Below are 17,162 nucleotides of genomic sequence, written 5' to 3' on the forward strand. Positions count from 1 at the left end.
GCGGCCTCGCCGTACCGAAACCGCGGCCGGCCGTGACGATACTGCTGGTCAGGGCACGATCGGAGCCGGCCGCGGCGTCTTTGGGGGACGTCAGCCCAGGCGCTGCACCAGCGCGCGGTACTCGTCCCACAGCTCCTTCGGGGTGTGGTCGCCGAAGGTGTTGAGGTGCTCGGGGATCAGCGACGCCTCGTCCCGCCACACCTCCTTGTCGACCGTGAGCAGGAACTCCAGGTCGGACTCGGCCAGGTCGAGGCCCTTGGTGTCGAGGGCGTCCTTGGCCGGCAGGATGCCGATCGGCGTCTCGACGCCCTCGGCCTTGCCCTCCAGCCGCTCCACGATCCACTTCAGGACACGGCTGTTCTCGCCGAAGCCGGGCCAGACGAACTTGCCCTCGTCGTTCTTGCGGAACCAGTTGACGTAGTAGATCTTCGGCAGCTTCGACTGGTCCTTGTCCTTGGCCACGTCGACCCAGTGCCCCATGTAGTCGCCCATGTTGTAGCCGCAGAACGGCAGCATGGCGAAGGGGTCGCGGCGCAGCTCGCCGACCTTGCCCTCGGCGGCGGCGGTCTTCTCGGAGGCCACGTTGGCGCCGAGGAAGACGCCGTGGTTCCAGTCGAAGGACTCCGTCACCAGCGGCACCGCCGAGGCGCGCCGGCCGCCGAAGAGGATCGCCGAGATCGGCACGCCCTTGGGGTCCTCCCACTCGGGCGCGATGATCGGGCACTGCGCGGCGGGGGTGGTGAACCGGGCGTTGGGGTGGGCGGCCGGGACGCCTGACTCGGGCGTCCAGTCGTTGCCCTTCCAGTCGGTGAGGTGGGCCGGGGTCTCCTCCGTCATGCCCTCCCACCAGATGTCGTTGCCGTCGGTGAGGGCGACGTTGGTGAAGACCGAGTTGCCCCACAGCGTCTTCATGGCGTTGGCGTTGGTGTGCTCACCGGTGCCGGGTGCGACGCCGAAGAAGCCGGCCTCGGGGTTGATCGCGTAGAGGCGGCCGTCCTCGCCGAACCGCATCCAGGCGATGTCGTCGCCGATGGTCTCCACGGTCCAGCCGGAGATCGTGGGCTCCAGCATGGCGAGGTTGGTCTTGCCGCAGGCGGACGGGAAGGCGGCGGCGACGTACTTGGACTCGCCCTGCGGCGGGGTGAGTTTGAGGATGAGCATGTGCTCGGCGAGCCAGCCCTCGTCACGGGCCATCACCGACGCGATGCGCAGGGCGTAGCACTTCTTGCCGAGCAGGGCGTTGCCGCCGTAGCCGGAGCCGTAGGACCAGATCTCGCGGGACTCCGGGAAGTGCGAGATGTACTTGGTGGAGTTGCACGGCCAGGGAACGTCCTCCTGGCCCTCCTCCAGCGGCGCCCCGAGGGTGTGCACGGCCTTGACGAAGAAGCCGTCGTCACCGAGTTCGTCGAGGACGGGCTGTCCCATGCGGGTCATGGTGCGCATGGAGACCGCGACGTAGGCGGAGTCGGTGATCTCGACGCCGATCGCGGAGAGGTCCGAGCCGAGCGGGCCCATGCAGAAGGGGACGACGTACATCGTCCGGCCCTTCATCGAGCCGCGGAAGACGCCCTTGTCCCCGGCGAAGATGTCCCGCATCTCCCCCGGTGCCTTCCAGTGGTTGGTCGGCCCGGCGTCCTCCTCCTTCTCCGAGCAGATGAAGGTGCGGTCCTCGACGCGCGCGACATCGGTCGGGTCGGAGGCCGCGTAGTAGGAGTTGGGGCGCTTGATGGGGTCGAGCTTCTTGAAGGTGCCCTTCGCGACGAGCTCCTCGCACAGGCGCTCGTACTCCGCTTCGGATCCGTCACACCAGACCACGCTGTCCGGCTGGGTCAGTTCGGCGATCTCGTTCACCCACGAGATCAGTTCCTTGTGCTGGGTGGGGATGACGGGGGGAGCCGCGATGTCGCGCGCCACGATTGCTCCTAGATGAGGGATTTTTTGTTTGGAGGCCCCGTGGGGGCTGCGACCCGGATGCTTCTCGTGCCTTTTCGGTGGTGACCTTGGCGCTCATCCGGTGCCGACCGCACTCATTTGATCATCCGACCGAAGCGCCCATCTGTCCAGAGGGCATCACAGGTGAGCGGAGTGAGGATCGCCACGCTTTCGATGTACACAGCGCGTTTATTTGCATGCACTTAGCGTTCGGCCAACCGTTTCTTTACTGGTCAACTCCCGTGAGAGGATGGCCACTCTCGACGGTCGCGCGGCCGTACTCATGCGTAACTTACGGCGCCGTAGGTACGATGCCGGGCATGACGCCGCCCGCCCCCGACGCCGACGCACCGCCGTCCCTGCCCCACCAGATCAAGCAGCACGCCCACGACCTGGCGGAGCCCATCAAGCCGAAACTGCGCGGCTGGCTCCACCTCGGCACGTTCCCGGCCGCACTGATCGCAGGGCTGGTGCTCACCGCCCTCGCCGACTCCACCAGAGGCCGGATCGCCTGTGGGATCTTCGCCCTGACCGCCTGTCTGCTCTTCGGCGTCAGCGCGCTGTACCACCGGGGCACCTGGAGTCCCCGCATGGACGGCGTCCTCAGACGCCTGGATCACGCCAACATCTTCCTGATCATCGCGGGCACCTACACCCCGCTGACCATGCTGCTCCTGCCCGGCAGCAAGGGGCGTTGGCTGCTGTGGGGCATCTGGGGCGCCGCGGTGGCCGGCATCCTCTTCCGGGTCTTCTGGGTCGGCGCCCCGCGCTGGCTCTACACCCCCTGCTACATCGCGATGGGCTGGGCCGCGGTCTTCTTCCTGCCCGACTTCATGCGCGCCGGCGGGATCACGGTCCTGGTCCTGGTCGTCATCGGCGGCCTGCTCTACAGCGCGGGCGGCGTGATCTACGGCATCAAGCGGCCGAACCCGTCACCGCGCTGGTTCGGCTTCCACGAGGTGTTCCACTCCCTCACCGTGGCCGCGTTCGTCGTCCACTACGTCGGCATCTCGCTGGTGGCGTACCAGCACACGTAGACCGCCCACCTCGTCCGAGGGCCACGGCTGCCGAGCCGTGGCCCTTTTTGCATGCCCGATTTGATTGACAGCAAGTAGCTTTTGAGAGCTACTCTCATTTTATGGACACTCTCACTCCGGACCCCCGTCGCTGGTGGGCCCTGGCCGCCCTCGTCGCGAGCATGCTGACGCTCGGCTTCGACCTGACGATCCTCAACGTGGCGCTGCCGACCATGGCCGCCGACCTCGACGCCGGAACCGGCGCGCAGCAGTGGATGGCGGACGCCTACGTCGTCGTCTTCGCGGCCCTGATGCTCCCCGCGGGCCTGCTCGGCGACCGGTTCGGCCGGCGCCGGATGCTGATCACCGGACTCGCGGTCTTCCTCGCCGGATCCCTGGTCGGCGCCCTGGCAGACAATGTGAACGCGGTCATCGCCGCCCGCGCGGTGATGGGCGTCGGCGGCGCCCTCGTCACCCCGCTCGCGCTCTCCGTGCTGCCCACCCTCTTCGCCCCCGACGAGCGCACCAAGGCCGTCGGCATCGTCTCCGCCGCCTCCGCGCTCGGCCTGCCGCTCGGCCCGATCATCGGCGGCTGGCTGCTCAACCACTTCTGGTGGGGCTCGGTCTTCCTGGTCAACGTCCCGATGGCCGCGATCGGCATCGCCGCCTGCGTCTTCCTGCTCCCCGAGACCCGGGACCCCTCCTCCCCCAGGGTCGACGCCCTCTCCACCGCGCTCACCGTCACCGGCCTCGGCGCCCTCGTCTACGCGATCATCGAGGCACCCACCCGCGGCTGGGGCGACCCGCTGGTGCTGGGCATGCTCGCGGGATCCGTCGTCCTGATCGCCGGACTGGTCCTGCGCGAGCGCCGCATCGAGCGGCCCATGCTCGACATGACCCTGCTCACCCACCGCGGCTTCCTCTTCAACACGATCGCCGCGACCCTGGTCAACTTCATCCTGTCCGGCCTGCTGTTCGTGCTGCCGCCCTTCCTCCAGGCCGTCCTCGGCCACGACGCCCTCGGCACCGGCGTCCGCCTGCTGCCGATGATGGGCGGACTGCTGCTCGCCTCCCGCCTGGCCCCCAAGGTCGTCACCCGCTTCGGCGCCCGTGCCACGGTCAGCGCCGGTCTGGTGGTCCTGGCCTTCTCCGGACTCCTGGGCAGCCGTACGACCGTCGACTCCGGCTACGGATTCGTCGCGCTGTGGCTCTCCCTCACCGGCTTCGGCTTCGGCCTCTCGCTCATCCCCGCCATGAACGGCGGCCTCAGCGCCCTGCCCCGCGACCGCGCCGGCAGCGGTTCCGGACTCCTGATGACCATGCGCCAGGTCGGCGGAGCGATCGGCATCGCCCTGCTCGGCAGCCTGCTCGCCGGCACCTTCCGCGACCGCCTCGACGTCACCGGACTGTCCGCACCGGCCGCCGACACCGCCGGGGAGTCCGTGGTCGCCGCCCACCTGGTCGCCCAACGCACCGGCAACGCCGACCTGCTGGCCTCCGCGAACGCCTCGTACGTCCACGGCATGGGCGTCGTCCTGCTGGTCTGCGGCATCGCGGCCCTCGTCGCCGCACTCCTCGCGGCCGCGTTCCTGCCGGGCACACCCCGCCCGGCCGACACCTCCACGGACCCGGACATGGCTGCCGAGGAGGCCCATGCCTGAGAATGGCACCCATGACGCCCGTACACTCCTCTTCCCCCGCTGACGTCCCCCAGCTGGGACTTCGCGAGCGGAAGAAGATCAAGACCCGGACGGCGATCCGCGACGCGACGTACGCGCTGATCGAGGAACAGGGCTACGAGGCCACCACGGTCGAGCAGATCGCCGAGCGCGCCGAGGTGTCGCCGTCCACGGTCTTCCGCTACTTCCCCACCAAGGAGGACATCGTCCTCACCGACGAGTACGACAGCGTCATGCAGGACGAACTGCGCGCCCGGCCCGCGGACGAGCCGTGGATGGAGTCCGTACGGCACATCCTGCACCGCGCCCTCGACGTCTCCGAAGCGGACCACGAGATCACCCGGCTGCGCGCCCACCTGATGATCCAGGTGCCCGCGGTACGCGCCCGCATGATGGAGAGCATGTCCGTCACCGGCCGGCTGCTCGCCGAGGTCATCGCGGAACGCGCCGGTCGCGACGCGGACGACCTGGAGGTGCGGGTTCAGACGATGTCCCTGATCGGCGGCCTCACCGAGGTGTACCAGTACTGGGCGGAGAACGGCATGCGGGACGACCTGCACGGCCTCACCGACCGCGCCCTGCACGTACTGGAACACGGACTCCCCCCGAAAAAGCCCTGAGACCACCGCACGTCCGCATGCCATCCTGACCCGGTGAGCGCACCCGAGATCCACGTCGAATTCGCCCCCGAGCTGGCCCTGTTCGTCGCCCACGGACGCCGCGGCGGCCCCACCCCGGTCACCACCGACGGCGCCTCCTCCCTCGGCCATGTCGTGGAATCCCTCGGCGTCCCGCTCACCGAGGTCGGGGCCCTGCGCGTCGACGGCCGCGAGGTCCCGAGGTCGTACGTCCCCTCCGCGGGCGACACCGTGGCCGTCCTCCCGGTCGCCCGCCCCCAGCACATCCCCGGCGCCCCGCTCCGCTTCCTCCTCGACGTCCACCTCGGCACCCTCGCCCGCCGCCTGCGCCTGCTCGGCGTGGACACGGCGTACGAGTCGACGGACATCGGCGACCCCGCCCTCGCCACCCGCTCGGCGACCGAGAAACGGGTCCTGCTCAGCCGCGACCGGGGCCTGCTGCACCGCAGGGAACTGTGGGCGGGCGCCTTCGTCTACAGCACCCGCCCCGAGGACCAGCTCCGCGACGTCCTGGACCGTTTCCGCCCCGATCTGCGCCCCTGGACCCGCTGCACGGCCTGCAACGGCCTGCTGAAGGACGCCACCAAGGAGGAGGTGGCCGACCGCCTGGAGGGCGGCACCGAACGCTCCTACGACGTCTTCGCCCAGTGCCAGGAGTGCGGCCGCGCCTACTGGAAGGGCGCCCACCACGAACAACTGGAGGCGATCGTGGCGAACGCCCTCGCGGAGGCTAACCGCCCAACGCCACCCGCAGCGCCTCCGCGTCGGTCGTAGGCGCGTCACAGGTGAAGTGCCGGCAGACGTACGCGGTGGGTTCCCCGCCGACGAGGATCCGGTCGGCGAGCAGCGGGAGTTCCCCGCTGTCCGGAGTCCCGACGGCGACCACCGCCCCCGGCGCGTTCCCCAGAAGTGCCGTACGGTGCAAGGCCCTTGTCCCCGCGTCGGTCAGCGAGGGCCCGACGACCGCGACCTCCCTCGGCCCGTCGAGGAACGCCTCCGCCACCGCGAGCCCCCACCCGACGAACCGGGGCACCCGCGGCCCGAGCGCCTTCACCACCCCGAGCGCCTTCTCCGCGGCGGCCCGATGGGGCTCGGCGCCCGTCTGCGCGGCGTAGGAGAGCAGCGCCCCGGCCGCGGCCGTCCACCCGGAGGGCACCGCGTTGTCGGTCGGGTCCTGCGGCCGCCGGATCAGCCGCTCGGCATCGGCGGCGGTGTCGAACAGCGCCCCCTCCGGCCCCGTGAACCGCGTCAGCACATGGTCGAGCAGGAACCCGGCGAAGTCGAGCCAGACCCCCTCCCCGGTCACCGACGCCAGCGCGAGGAACCCCTCGGCCACATCGGCGTAGTCCTCCAGCACCCCCGCGTTGGCACCGACCTGACCGTCCTTGCTGGTACGCGAGAGACGGGCCTGCTCGTCCAGATGCAGCCGTACCAGAAGGTCGGCGGCACCGAGCGCGGCCTCGACCAGGTCAGGACGGTCGAAGTAGGCACCGGTCTCGGCGAGCGCGGCGATCGCGAGCCCGTTCCACGCGGCGACGACCTTGTCGTCCCGGCCGGGAGCGGGACGCTCGGCGCGGGCGTCGAGCAGCCGCCGCCGGATCGACTCGACCTTCTCGGCGTCGAACACGGTGTGCTGCTGAGGCAGTTGCAGCACGGACTGCCCGTGCTCGAAGGTCCCCTCCTCGGTGACGCCGAAGTACTGGGCGGCCAGCTCGGCGTCCTGCTCCCCGAGCACCTCACGCAACTGCTCCGGCGTCCACACGTAGTACGCGCCCTCGACGTGCTTGCCCGTCCCGTCGTCACTGTCGGCGTCCAGCGCGGAGGCGAACCCGCCCTCGGCGGTGCGCAGTTCCCGCACCATGAAGTCGGCGGTGTCGAGGGCGACCCGACGGGCCAGGTCGGAGCCGGTGGCACGCCACAGGTGGGCGTAGACGCGGCACAGCAGGGCGTTGTCGTACAGCATCTTCTCGAAGTGCGGCACGATCCAGTCCCGGTCCACGGAGTAGCGGGCGAAGCCGCCGCCGAGCTGGTCGTGGATACCGCCGCGGGCCATGCGCTCGCAGGTGTCCTGGGCCATCTGCAGAGCGCCCTCGGCACCGGTGCGGGCGTGGTGGCGCAGCAGGAACTCCACCACCATGGACGGCGGGAACTTCGGCGCCCCGCCGAACCCGCCGCGCTGCGCGTCGTACTCCCGCGTCAGCCCGAGCAGGGCCGCCGCGAGCTGCTCCTCGCCGGGCGCCTGCGAGTCGCCGTAGGAGATCTCCCGCCCGGCGAGATCCCGCACGATCTTCTGGGCCACCTCGGCGACCTCGTCCCGCCGGTCGGTCCAGGCGGCCCGCACCCCCTCCAGCACCTGCCGGAACGAGGGCATGCCCTGGCGGGGCGAGGGCGGGAAGTAGGTGCCGAAGTAGAAGGGCTCGGCTTCCGGGGTGAGGAACACGGTCATGGGCCAGCCGCCCTGCCCGGTGGCTGCCTGCACGGCCTCCATGTAGACGGCGTCGACGTCGGGGCGTTCCTCGCGGTCGACTTTGATGTTGACGAAGTGGTCGTTCATGAAAGCGGCGACCGCTTCGTCCTCGAAGCTTTCCCGGGCGAGGACGTGACACCAGTGGCAGCTCGAATACCCGACGCTCAACAGCACGGGTTTGTTCGTCTTCCGCGCCTCCTCGAAGGCCTCGGCCGACCAGGGCCACCAGTCGACCGGGTTGTCCGCGTGCTGGAGGAGGTAGGGGGACGTCTCGTGGGCCAGTCGGTTCGGCATGTCTCCATCGTGCCCGACTGGCACCGGCAGGTGACAGCGTGGCCTACCCGTCGGCTGGTGCCGCTTTCGCCGCCACCCGATCCGCTCAACGCCAGAGGGGCTCGAGACGTGAGAAGTCCCAGGAGTGCTCCGCTTTCACACCGGGATGGACGAGACAGTGAGCGACGATCGAGGCCACGATCTTCCGCTTCTCCTCAAGAGACATTTCGCCGGTCTGCCAGCGCTGCCGCGTGTCCTCGGACAGTCGGCCGTGGCTTCGCCCCTTGTCGAAGAGCAGGCTTTCGAGGCTCGTGTCGGCCAGAGGTCCACTGATGCTGCACCGTCCGCAGTTGCGGCAGGAGTACACATAGGGGCTCTGTTTGCTCCGCCCCTTCTGGGCACACATGGCACCGCGGCACACCGTACCGTCAGCGCTCTGCGCCCCGCATCGGAGAAAACTCGTACCGAGATAGCGAGGCGCCGGTCGAGGGGTGCCCGTGCGTCTGGGGGCACCGCTGCCTCGATGCATGAACAGACTTCCCGCTGAGAAGGTCGCACACACCGCCTGCCAGTCCTCGGGTGTCGCGATGGCTTCCCACCGACCCAGCACCGGCGCTCCTGTCTCGGGATCAAGCAGGAGTTCACCTCTGTTCGCCCGATAGCCGCACACTCTGGGCGCGGTGATGATCTGCGTGACCGTCTGCCCGTTGGGTCTGCCGCCGCGGGTGCCGGTCACCCCGAGCTCACACCAGTCACGCGCGATGGCCCGGACTGCCTTACCGGAGACCCGCTCTCCGATCGCCCGTGCGACCAGCTCGGCCTCTTCCGGGTAGAGGCTGATTCTGTCCTCCAACCAGCCGAAGGGCCGGGGCCCGCTGTGGGGCACGCCCTCGACAGCCCGGGCCCAATGCCAGTTCGTCAGCCGTCGGCTCCTGACCCGTGTCTCGGTCACGGCCGCGTTCAACGACCGGACCGCCTGCATCAGGCCTTCCTGCGAATATGGGTCTCGAACTCCTTCCTGATCAAGGTGAATCCGTCCCGGCGAACTGGTCAGGGCGGCCAGGAACCGGGCCAGATCCTCGGCCCGGCGATAGAGCCGGTCGTCCGCGACACAGACGACGCCCGCGATGCGCTGCCCGTCCTCGGTGCACCCGCGCAGCAGGTCCGTGATCAAACGCTCGAAACCGGGCCTCACCACTCCCCCTTTCGACGCGCTGCAGCCGTTGTCGCTGTATGCGGCGATCACCACGCAGCCATGGTCCTGCGCGGTCCGTTCGTTGACCCGCAGCTGGAAACGCACACCGTGTCCGTCGCGCTGCCGGTCGTCCTCCGACGTACGCGCGTAGGACAGGACCGGAATCAGCTTGCGCGGGTCGCCCGCTTCATCACGAGTCACGACATCCCCCCATTCGACTGCCTGCACTACATCCGTGAAAACGAGCGAATGATCCGAAGGTCACATCGGCCGAACCGGATGATCGCCGCCCCCTCGCGCTCACGCCCGCCCCGAAGGACACTCATAGGCGAAGCCGTTTGCCGCCGGAGGGGGACGCACATGCGGGACAGCCATCGGGCGGAAGCCGAACGGCTGTTGGGGCGGGCCGTGGAGGAGGAGGTGCGGCGATCGGGCGGGCGGGTCGACGGTGCCGTACTGCTCGCGCGGGCCCGTGGATCGCTGGACGCGATGGCGCGGACGTCCGCTGAGGAGTACGAGGCCTACACGCGCGCGCTGGACGAGGCGCAGGCCGGGCAGCTGACCTTCGGGCAGCGGTATGCGAAGGAGGCGTCCGGGACTCCCCTGCTGGTGGCCGCGGTCGCCGCCGTAGCCGCCGCCGTCGCCGACCTGGCGCTCGGCACCGGTGCGGGCACCGCGCTGGGCGCGGGTGTGGTCGTGGGGGTCGTGGGCGCCGCGGCGACCGTGGTGAAGGTGGCCGGCTCGCATCTGCCGGCCGCGCATCACCGGGCGGGCGCGATCGGGCAGCCCGGCGGCCCGGAACAGCTGCGGCTCCAGTGGCTGACGGCCCTGGAGGTGCGGGGGATCCGGCCCTTCCTCGACCAGCAGCGGGTGCTGAGCGCGTCGACCGGTCCGAAGAAGGCGGGCCCGCGGCTGCGCGGCACGGACAAGAGCGCGGCCGCTCGGGGAAGAAGTGTGCTGGAGCAGTCGTTCGGTCAACTTCCCGATAAAATAGGCGAGTTCGCCGGACGTCGGACGGAGATGGGCCGGATCAGGCAGTGGGTGCAGGCCTCGCGCGCGACCACCGAGACCCGGCCCACGGTGGTCGTGCTGCACGGCTCGCCCGGCAGCGGCCGTACGGCCCTCGCGGTCCGGGCGGCGCACGATCTCAAGGACTACTTCCGGGGCGCCTGCGTCGTGGACCTGCGCGGCGACAGCCCGGAGGAGTCCCCGCTGTCCACCCGGGACGCGCTGCTGCATCTGCTGAACCGGCTCGGCGCCCCGCGCGAGCAGTTGTTGTTCCGTGAGCGTTCCTCACCGGACCAGCAGGTCAAGCGGCTGAGCGAGCTGTACCACCAGCATCTGACGGGTCTGCCGGTGACGATCGTGCTGGACGACGCCTCGGACCCCGAGCAGGTCCGCGCCCTCGTGCCCGAGCGTTCCGACAGCCTGATCCTGGTCACCGCGCGCGAGCCGCTCGGCCTGCCGTCGGACCTCGCCGCCCATGTCCACGAGCTGCCGGTCGACGCCCTGGACGCGGCGGGCGCCGAGGAACTGCTGGACGCGTCCGCGGAGTCCGCCGCCGGTCCCTACGACGCCCAGTCCGCCGACCGGATCAGGGAGCTGTGCGGCGGACTGCCGCTGGCCCTGCGCGTAGCGGGTTCCTCCCTCGGCCCCCGCTCGCCACGCCAACTCGCCGCGGATCTCGGCGCGTACGGTCCGGTCGGGCCCGTAGAACGCGCCCTGTGGCTGCGCTACACCGACCAGTCGGATCCGGCCCGCCGGCTGCTGCGCCGGCTCGCGCTGGCCGGGCGGTCCTCGCTCGGCGCCGCCGCGGCCGCCGCGCTGCTGGGCACCGACGAGACGGAGGCGACCCGGCATCTGGTGGCGCTGGCCCGCGCGGGCCTGATCGACCACGTCCGCGGCAGCCGCTACCGCGTCCACGACGTGGTCCGCGCCTTCGCCCAGGCCCGGCTGCTGGACGAGGAGGAGCCGGCCGAGCGCACGGCCGCGCAGGAGCGCCTCATCGTCAACTACGCCGACCTCGCCGACAACGTGTTGCGCCTGGTCGACGGCAACATGTCGACCCGCTCGGACCGTTTCAGCCCGCACGGCTTCACCTCACTCGACGAGGCGCTGCGCTGGCTGGACGACGAGTCCAGCTTCATCACGGCGGCGCTGCGGCACGCGGAGGGCGTCAACCAGGGGGCGGTCCTCAATCTCCTGGGCGCGTTGTGCGACTACTGCCTGCTGCGCGGCGACCTCTACCGCCTCGGCGAGATCAGCGAGTTGGCGCAGGCGGTGGACCAGGGGCTGCTGGTCCGTTCGGTGCAGTGGCGCACCGGTATCGCCGCCCGGCAGCTGGGCGAGCTGGACAAGGCACGTACGACGCTGACCTCGGTGGTCGACCTGTACATGGAGGCCCAGCACGACGCGGGCGCCGCGCGCGCCCTGTGCTCGCTGGGCATCACCCTGCACCATCAGGGTCATCTGACGGAGGCGGCGGCGAAGCTCCAGGAGGCGCTGGCCCTCCAGTCGCCTCCCGAACTGGCCACGGACCGTGCCTGGACGATGCACGCGCTGGCGGCCGTCGAGCGCGACCGCGGCCGCGTGGTCGAGTCCCTGGACCTGCTCACCCGCTCCCTGGTCCTGCACCGCGCCGGCGAGTCCGTCCACGGCGAGGCCTGGGCCCACTTCCAGCTCGGCCAGCTGGCCCTGCGGATGGGCGACGTACCGCGCGCGGAGTCGGAGCTCAGAACGGCCCTCGATCTGTACGGCCGTACCCGCGACGCCCGTGGCGAGGCGTGGGCGCTGACCCAGCTGGCCCGGGCCCGTCTGGTGGCCGGGGATCCCTCGACCGCGGTGGACGGTCTGCGCCAGGCGGCGTCCCGGCACCGCGACAACGAGGACGCGCGCGGCGAGGCGTGGACGGTGTACTACCTGGGCCAGGCGCTGGAGGAGACCGGCAACCTGGATCTGGCGGTCCGCGAGCTGGAACGTTCCCGCACGATGTTCTCCCGGATGCGGGACGTCTACGGCCTGGCCTGCGCCCGCCACCACTCGGCCCGTGTCACCCGCGACCAACGGGCCGCGCAGACCGGCTCGTTGCGCAACTCGGGTTTCGCCCGTCAGCTCCTGGTCGACGCCCGTGCCGACTTCCAGCGCATCGGTGTGGCCCACGGCGAGGCGTGGACCTGCCTGGAACTCGCGGTGGTCGACGCCGGCAACGGCCGTACCCCGCAGGCCCTGGCCCTGTGCGACGAGGCGGCGGCCCTGTTCGCCTCCTACGGCGACCAGCGGGGCGAGGACTGGGCCCGCTTCCTGCGCTGCACGCTGCTGCCGTACGCGGCACCGGGCGGCGTGGAGATCGGCGCCGCGGTCGCCCAGGAGGAACTGGCGGAACTGGGCCGCCGGGAGCACGGAGCACGGGACGAGAAGCTGGACGACTACGTGGGGGCGTACGGCCTGCTGCTGGAACGCGGGGTGAACCTGGACGCGGGCTGGCAGGCCTGGCGCCTGGGCATGGTCCCGAACCGGCATGCGCGCGAGGTGATGGGGGTGGCGGCGACTGCGGCACGGGGGTGAGGGCGGGCGCGGTGCGGGCCCCGATGCCCAAGAAGCCGACGCCTCCGCAACCCGGGGTCTGCCGAGGCACACTCCGCTCCGCCGTCGACGGAGTCGTGCCGTTCGCCGCCGCTGCCGCCGGTCGGGCACAGCTGGGCCGGGACGGGAGGGGTACACCTCCCGCCCCGGCCGCCCCGGCCGTGCGGTTCAGCCCTTGGCCGGCGAGGCCTTGCCGGACGGGCTCTCGGCGGTGTTCTTGCCGGAGGCGTCGTCCGGGGACTCCTTGAAGTCGACCTTGTTCATGTGCTTGCTCATGGACTTCATCAGGGCCCACACCGCCAGGGCCATCGCCGCGAAGACGATGAAGCCGAGGACGCCGGGGGTGACCTTGTTTTCGTCGACCTCCTTGGCGAGGGTCACGAAGTGCGTCATTGCCAGGCTTGCGCTTGCGCTCATGTCAGGCATTGTCGCGGATGCCCGCAAAGAGGTCGTCCTCGGGGAGGGAGGTATCGACGAGGGACTTGGCGAGCTCGTACTCCTCGGTCGGCCAGACCTCCTTCTGGAGCTCCAGCGGAACGCGGAACCAGCCGCCGTCGGGGTCGATCTGGGTGGCGTGCGCGATCAGGGCCTTGTCGCGGATCTCGAAGAACTCCGCGCACGGGATGTGCGTGGTCAGGGTGCGGTCCCGCATCGGCGAGTCGTCCCAGCGCTTGAGCCAGTCCCCGTACGGCGACTCCATGCCCCGCTCGATCAGCGCGTGGTGCAGCGCCTCCGTACGGGGACGGTTGAAGCCCTGGTTGTAGTAGAGCTTGAGCGGCTGGTACGCCGTCCCGAACTCCGACTCGGGGAACTTCTCGGTGTCCGCCGCGCCCTCGAACGCCACCATCGAGATCTTGTGGGTCATGATGTGGTCGGGGTGCGGGTAGCCGCCGTTCTCGTCGTAGGTGGTGATCACCTGGGGACGGAAGGCGCGGATCTGCTTCACCAGCTCGCCGGCCGCCTTGTCGACGTCCTCCAGGGCGAAGCAGCCCTCGGGCAGCGGCGGCAGCGGGTCGCCCTCGGGCAGGCCGGAGTCGACGAAGCCGAGCCACTCCTGCCGGACGCCGAGGATCTCGCGGGCCTCGTCCATCTCCTTCTTGCGTACCTCGTGGATGTGCTCCTCGATGTACTTGTCGCCCTGGAGCTTCGGATTGAGGATGGAGCCGCGCTCCCCTCCCGTGCAGGTCACGACCAGCACGTCCACCCCCTCGGACACGTACTTCGCCATGGTGGCCGCGCCCTTGCTCGACTCGTCGTCGGGGTGGGCGTGCACGGCCATCAGTCGCAGCTGGTCAGTCAAGACTCAATCCTCGTAAGTCGGCGCCCCCGGTGTCTTCGGGTGCGAACGGCGGCTTCTATAGTGACCGAATCGGGGGGCGTTTAATTCCACGGCCTTGGTTTCCCAGGAGACGATCATGAGCACGGCGAGCACTCAGCTGCCCGAGGGCCGCTACGGCCGCTCCTCGGACGAGCGTGCCGACCACAAGCTCAAGATCGCCGGTGCCGTGCTCGGCGCCTTCCTGCTCGCGTTGATCGGTTACTTCGCCTACCACTACGTCGGCCAGAACAAGATCAGCGGCGAGGTGATCGCCTTCGACGCGAAGACCTCGGCGGTCGAGGTGCATCTGGAGGTCCGCAAGGACTCCGGCACCTCCGGCTACTGCACGATCCGCTCCCAGGCGGCGGACGGCTCCGAGGTGGGCCGGGCGGACTTCCGCTTCGGCGGTGACGCCACCCGCATCGACAAGGTCGTCACGCTCCGTACGACGGCCCGGGGCACCACTGCCGAGCTGCTGGGCTGTCACGCCGACTGACGTCACCCCGATACGGGAGCGTTGACCTGCGTCGACGTATTTCTGATGGCTTATGTCCTCCCCCTTCGGCTCCTGAATTGTTAGGCTCGTGGTTTCGCCCATCCGTGAAGGAACATTCTTCTGGGTAGGGCGATGCTTTGTATTCCCAGTACCTACGAGGAGCACCTGTGACCCAGACCAGCGAAGACGTCACCTGGCTTACGCAGGAGGCGTACACCAAGCTCAAGGAAGAGCTGGCGTACCTGTCTGGTCCCGCGCGCGAGGAAGTCACCGCGAAGATCGCGGCAGCGCGCGAGGAGGGCGACCTGCGCGAGAACGGCGGGTACCACGCGGCCAAGGAAGAGCAGGGCAAGCAGGAGCTCCGCATCCGCCAGCTGACCCAGCTCCTGGAGAAGGCCAAGGTCGGCGAGGCTCCGGCGTCCACGGACGGTGCCGTGGCGCCCGGCATGGTCGTGACGATCGCCTTCGACGGCGACGAGGACGACACGATGACCTTCCTGCTCGCCTCGCGCGAGTACGCGAGCGCGGACGTCGAGACCTACTCACCGCAGTCCCCGCTGGGCTCCGGCGTGATCGGCCACAAGGTCGGTGAGGACGCGGAGTACGAACTGCCGAACGGCAAGAAGGCCTCCGTGACCATCCTCAAGGCCGAGCCCTACAACGGCTGACCCCGGCCGACCGTCTGTCCTCGGCGGGCCCCCGGCGTCCTCGCGACGCCGGGGGCTCTGTCATGCGGTGGCCGAGCGGTACTTGCGGACCGCCAGCGTCCTGAACACGACGATGATCAGGACCGAGTAGATCAGTGAGGCCCAGACCGGGTGCTGCATGGGCCAGGCGGCGGAGGTGGACTGGCCCGGGTTGGCGAAAAGCACCCGGCAGGCCTGGACGGTGGCGCTGAACGGGTTCCACTCGGCGATGTGCCTGAGCCACGGGGTCATGTGGCTGGTGTCCACAAAGGCGTTCGAGATGAAGGTGACCGGGAAGAGCCAGATCAGCCCGCTGGAGGTGGCCGCCTCGGGGGTGCAGACGGACATGCCGATCAGGGCGCCGATCCAGGTGAACGCGTAGCCGAGCAGGAGCAGCAGGCCGAAGGCGGCCAGCACCTTCCCTGCATTGGTGCTGCCGTCCGAGCCGACGCGCCAGCCGACCAGCACCGCGACCACGGCGAGGACGATCAGGGTCAGGGCCGTCTGCACCAGGTCGGCGAAGGTGCGTCCGGTCAGCACCGCGCCGCGGGCCATCGGCAGGGAGCGGAAGCGGTCGATGAGGCCCTTGTGCATGTCGTCGGCGATACCCGCGCCGGAGCTGGCGGTGGCGAAGGTGACGGTCTGCGCGAAGATGCCCGCCATCAGGAAGTTCTTGTAGTCGGTCGCGCTGGTGCTGCTGCCGATCTGCATGGATCCGCCGAAGACGTAGGTGAACAGCACCACGAACATGATCGGCTGGATGAGCCCGTAGATGATCATCTCGGGGATCCGGGACATGCGGATCAGATTGCGTTGGGCGACGACCATGGAGTCCCTCAGGGACTGGCTGACGGGGTTCGCGGCCGGCGCGACCCGGGCGGTGTCGGTGACGGCGCTCACTTGGTGGTCTCCTTCTTGTCGCTCTCCTCGTCCTTCGCCTCGGCCACGTGTCCGGTCAGGGACAGGAAGACGTCGTCGAGGGTGGGGCGGCGCAGGCCGATGTCGTCGATCTCGATGCCCCGGCTGTCGAGCTCACGGATGACCTCGGCGAGCAGCTTGGCGCCGCCGGAGACGGGCACGGTGAGCTTGCGCATGTGGTCCTCGACCGTGGTGTCGCCCTTGCCGAAGCCGCGCAGGATCTCCGAGGCGGCCTGGATGTGCTCGCGCTCGTGCACCACGACCTCGACGCGCTCGCCGCCGGTGCGGGCCTTGAGCTGGTCGGAGGTGCCCGTGGCGATGACACGGCCGTGGTCGACGACAGCGATCTCGTGGGCCAGGTGGTCGGCCTCTTCCAGGTACTGGGTGGTCAGCAGCAGGGTCGTGCCCCCGGAGACCAGCTTCTTGATGACCTCCCACAGCAATTGGCGGTTGCGCGGGTCGAGGCCGGTCGTCGGCTCGTCCATGAACATCACGGGCGGCGAGACCACCAGGGCGGCCGCGAGGTCGAGGCGGCGGCGCATTCCGCCGGAGTAAGTCTTGGTGGGGCGGTCGGCTGCGTCGGCGAGGTCGAACTGCTCCAGCAGTTCGGCCGCGCGGGCCTTCGCCGGCTTGGCCTTCATCTGGTAGAGCCGGCCGACCATCTGAAGGTTCTCGCGGCCGGTGAGGTATTCGTCGACCGCCGCGAACTGGCCGGACAGGCCGATGGAGCGGCGCACGGCGTCGGGGTGCTTGAGGACGTCGATGCCGGCGACGACCGCCGAGCCGCGGTCCGGCTGGAGCAGGGTGGTCAGACAGCGGACGGCTGTCGTCTTGCCCGCGCCGTTCGGTCCGAGGAGGCCCAGCACGGTGCCTTCCGGGACATCGAGGTCGACGCCGTCCAGTGCCTTTACGTCTCCGAAGGTCTTGACCAGGCCTTCGGCATAGATGGCGCCTGGCATATG

At 69.9% G+C, this 17,162-nt stretch carries 14 protein-coding genes; 7 read left to right on the top strand and 7 right to left on the bottom strand.

What is annotated here, in order from left to right; all coding sequences use genetic code 11:
• Positions 1-90: 90 nt before the first annotated feature.
• Positions 91-1,914 carry a phosphoenolpyruvate carboxykinase (GTP) gene (locus AQI94_RS09410; protein ID WP_031059771.1) on the bottom strand — a complete coding sequence of 608 codons (1,824 nt, stop codon included), beginning with the start codon at positions 1,912-1,914 and terminating at the stop codon, positions 91-93.
• Positions 1,915-2,252: 338 nt separating this feature from the next.
• Here AQI94_RS09410 and trhA point away from each other — a divergent pair, with 338 nt between their 5' ends.
• From trhA to AQI94_RS09430, 4 genes are all read left to right on the top strand, one after another.
• Complete coding sequence (gene trhA / locus AQI94_RS09415) at positions 2,253-2,969, top strand: PAQR family membrane homeostasis protein TrhA (protein WP_031059770.1); 717 nt, start codon at positions 2,253-2,255, stop codon at positions 2,967-2,969.
• Between the two features lie 101 nt (positions 2,970-3,070).
• Positions 3,071-4,609 carry a DHA2 family efflux MFS transporter permease subunit gene (locus AQI94_RS09420; protein ID WP_031059769.1) on the top strand — a complete coding sequence of 513 codons (1,539 nt, stop codon included), beginning with the start codon at positions 3,071-3,073 and terminating at the stop codon, positions 4,607-4,609.
• An 11-nt stretch (positions 4,610-4,620) separates the two neighbouring features.
• Positions 4,621-5,247 carry a TetR/AcrR family transcriptional regulator gene (locus AQI94_RS09425; protein ID WP_031059768.1) on the top strand — a complete coding sequence of 209 codons (627 nt, stop codon included), beginning with the start codon at positions 4,621-4,623 and terminating at the stop codon, positions 5,245-5,247.
• Positions 5,248-5,280: 33 nt separating this feature from the next.
• Entirely contained in the window at positions 5,281-6,039 is a 759-nt protein-coding gene (locus AQI94_RS09430) for a Mut7-C RNAse domain-containing protein (RefSeq protein ID WP_031059766.1), read from the top strand.
• On the opposite strand, the gene AQI94_RS09435 is transcribed toward AQI94_RS09430, so the two are convergent.
• Together AQI94_RS09435 and AQI94_RS09440 are read right to left on the bottom strand one after the other, a co-directional pair.
• A complete protein-coding gene (locus AQI94_RS09435; protein WP_031059764.1) occupies positions 5,996-8,026 on the bottom strand; it encodes a thioredoxin domain-containing protein in 2,031 nt (676 codons plus the stop codon). The two genes, AQI94_RS09430 and AQI94_RS09435, sit on opposite strands and share 44 nt — an antisense overlap.
• A gap of 85 nt (positions 8,027-8,111) precedes the next feature.
• Complete coding sequence (locus tag AQI94_RS09440; protein WP_158806497.1) at positions 8,112-9,401, bottom strand: recombinase family protein; 1,290 nt, start codon at positions 9,399-9,401, stop codon at positions 8,112-8,114.
• Positions 9,402-9,560: 159 nt separating this feature from the next.
• Here AQI94_RS09440 and AQI94_RS09445 point away from each other — a divergent pair, with 159 nt between their 5' ends.
• The gene (locus AQI94_RS09445) at positions 9,561-12,764 is read left to right on the top strand and encodes a tetratricopeptide repeat protein (RefSeq protein ID WP_062229681.1); all 3,204 of its coding nucleotides are present in this window, start codon (positions 9,561-9,563) and stop codon (positions 12,762-12,764) included.
• 186 nt (positions 12,765-12,950) lie between these two features.
• Here AQI94_RS09445 and AQI94_RS09450 read toward each other — a convergent pair whose 3' ends face one another.
• Together AQI94_RS09450 and mca are read right to left on the bottom strand one after the other, a co-directional pair.
• A complete protein-coding gene (locus AQI94_RS09450) occupies positions 12,951-13,208 on the bottom strand; it encodes a hypothetical protein (RefSeq protein WP_078902697.1) in 258 nt (85 codons plus the stop codon).
• Entirely contained in the window at positions 13,201-14,061 is an 861-nt protein-coding gene (gene mca / locus AQI94_RS09455; protein ID WP_031043507.1) for a mycothiol conjugate amidase Mca, read from the bottom strand. The genes AQI94_RS09450 and mca overlap by 8 nt, the downstream gene beginning before the upstream one ends.
• 136 nt (positions 14,062-14,197) lie before the next feature.
• Between mca and AQI94_RS09460 the strand changes: the two genes are divergently transcribed.
• Both AQI94_RS09460 and greA read left to right on the top strand, forming a co-directional pair.
• A complete protein-coding gene (locus tag AQI94_RS09460; protein WP_031043510.1) occupies positions 14,198-14,596 on the top strand; it encodes a DUF4307 domain-containing protein in 399 nt (132 codons plus the stop codon).
• A gap of 167 nt (positions 14,597-14,763) precedes the next feature.
• Positions 14,764-15,264, top strand: a complete 501-nt coding sequence (gene greA / locus AQI94_RS09465; RefSeq protein ID WP_031043513.1) for a transcription elongation factor GreA — start codon at positions 14,764-14,766, stop codon at positions 15,262-15,264.
• A 60-nt stretch (positions 15,265-15,324) separates the two neighbouring features.
• On the opposite strand, the gene AQI94_RS09470 is transcribed toward greA, so the two are convergent.
• Together AQI94_RS09470 and AQI94_RS09475 are read right to left on the bottom strand one after the other, a co-directional pair.
• Complete coding sequence (locus tag AQI94_RS09470; protein ID WP_031043514.1) at positions 15,325-16,182, bottom strand: ABC transporter permease; 858 nt, start codon at positions 16,180-16,182, stop codon at positions 15,325-15,327.
• Positions 16,179-17,159 carry a daunorubicin resistance protein DrrA family ABC transporter ATP-binding protein gene (locus AQI94_RS09475; protein ID WP_031043519.1) on the bottom strand — a complete coding sequence of 327 codons (981 nt, stop codon included), beginning with the start codon at positions 17,157-17,159 and terminating at the stop codon, positions 16,179-16,181. The genes AQI94_RS09470 and AQI94_RS09475 overlap by 4 nt, the downstream gene beginning before the upstream one ends.
• Positions 17,160-17,162: the final 3 nt, after the last annotated feature.

This window comes from Streptomyces pseudovenezuelae, assembly GCF_001513955.1.
GTDB lineage: Bacteria > Actinomycetota > Actinomycetes > Streptomycetales > Streptomycetaceae > Streptomyces > Streptomyces pseudovenezuelae.

Bases quoted from the DNA above. Each gene is read 5' to 3' on its own strand.
- mca (WP_031043507.1), bottom strand. From the start codon at position 14,061: ATGGCCGTGCACGCCCACCCCGACGACGAGTCGAGCAAGGGCGCGGCC.
- AQI94_RS09435 (WP_031059764.1), bottom strand. From the start codon at position 8,026: ATGCCGAACCGACTGGCCCACGAGACGTCCCCCTACCTCCTCCAGCAC.
- AQI94_RS09420 (WP_031059769.1), top strand. From the start codon at position 3,071: ATGGACACTCTCACTCCGGACCCCCGTCGCTGGTGGGCCCTGGCCGCC.
- AQI94_RS09445 (WP_062229681.1), top strand. From the start codon at position 9,561: ATGCGGGACAGCCATCGGGCGGAAGCCGAACGGCTGTTGGGGCGGGCC.
- trhA (WP_031059770.1), top strand. From the start codon at position 2,253: ATGACGCCGCCCGCCCCCGACGCCGACGCACCGCCGTCCCTGCCCCAC.
- AQI94_RS09425 (WP_031059768.1), top strand. From the start codon at position 4,621: ATGACGCCCGTACACTCCTCTTCCCCCGCTGACGTCCCCCAGCTGGGA.
- AQI94_RS09460 (WP_031043510.1), top strand. From the start codon at position 14,198: ATGAGCACGGCGAGCACTCAGCTGCCCGAGGGCCGCTACGGCCGCTCC.
- AQI94_RS09450 (WP_078902697.1), bottom strand. From the start codon at position 13,208: ATGCCTGACATGAGCGCAAGCGCAAGCCTGGCAATGACGCACTTCGTG.
- AQI94_RS09475 (WP_031043519.1), bottom strand. From the start codon at position 17,159: ATGCCAGGCGCCATCTATGCCGAAGGCCTGGTCAAGACCTTCGGAGAC.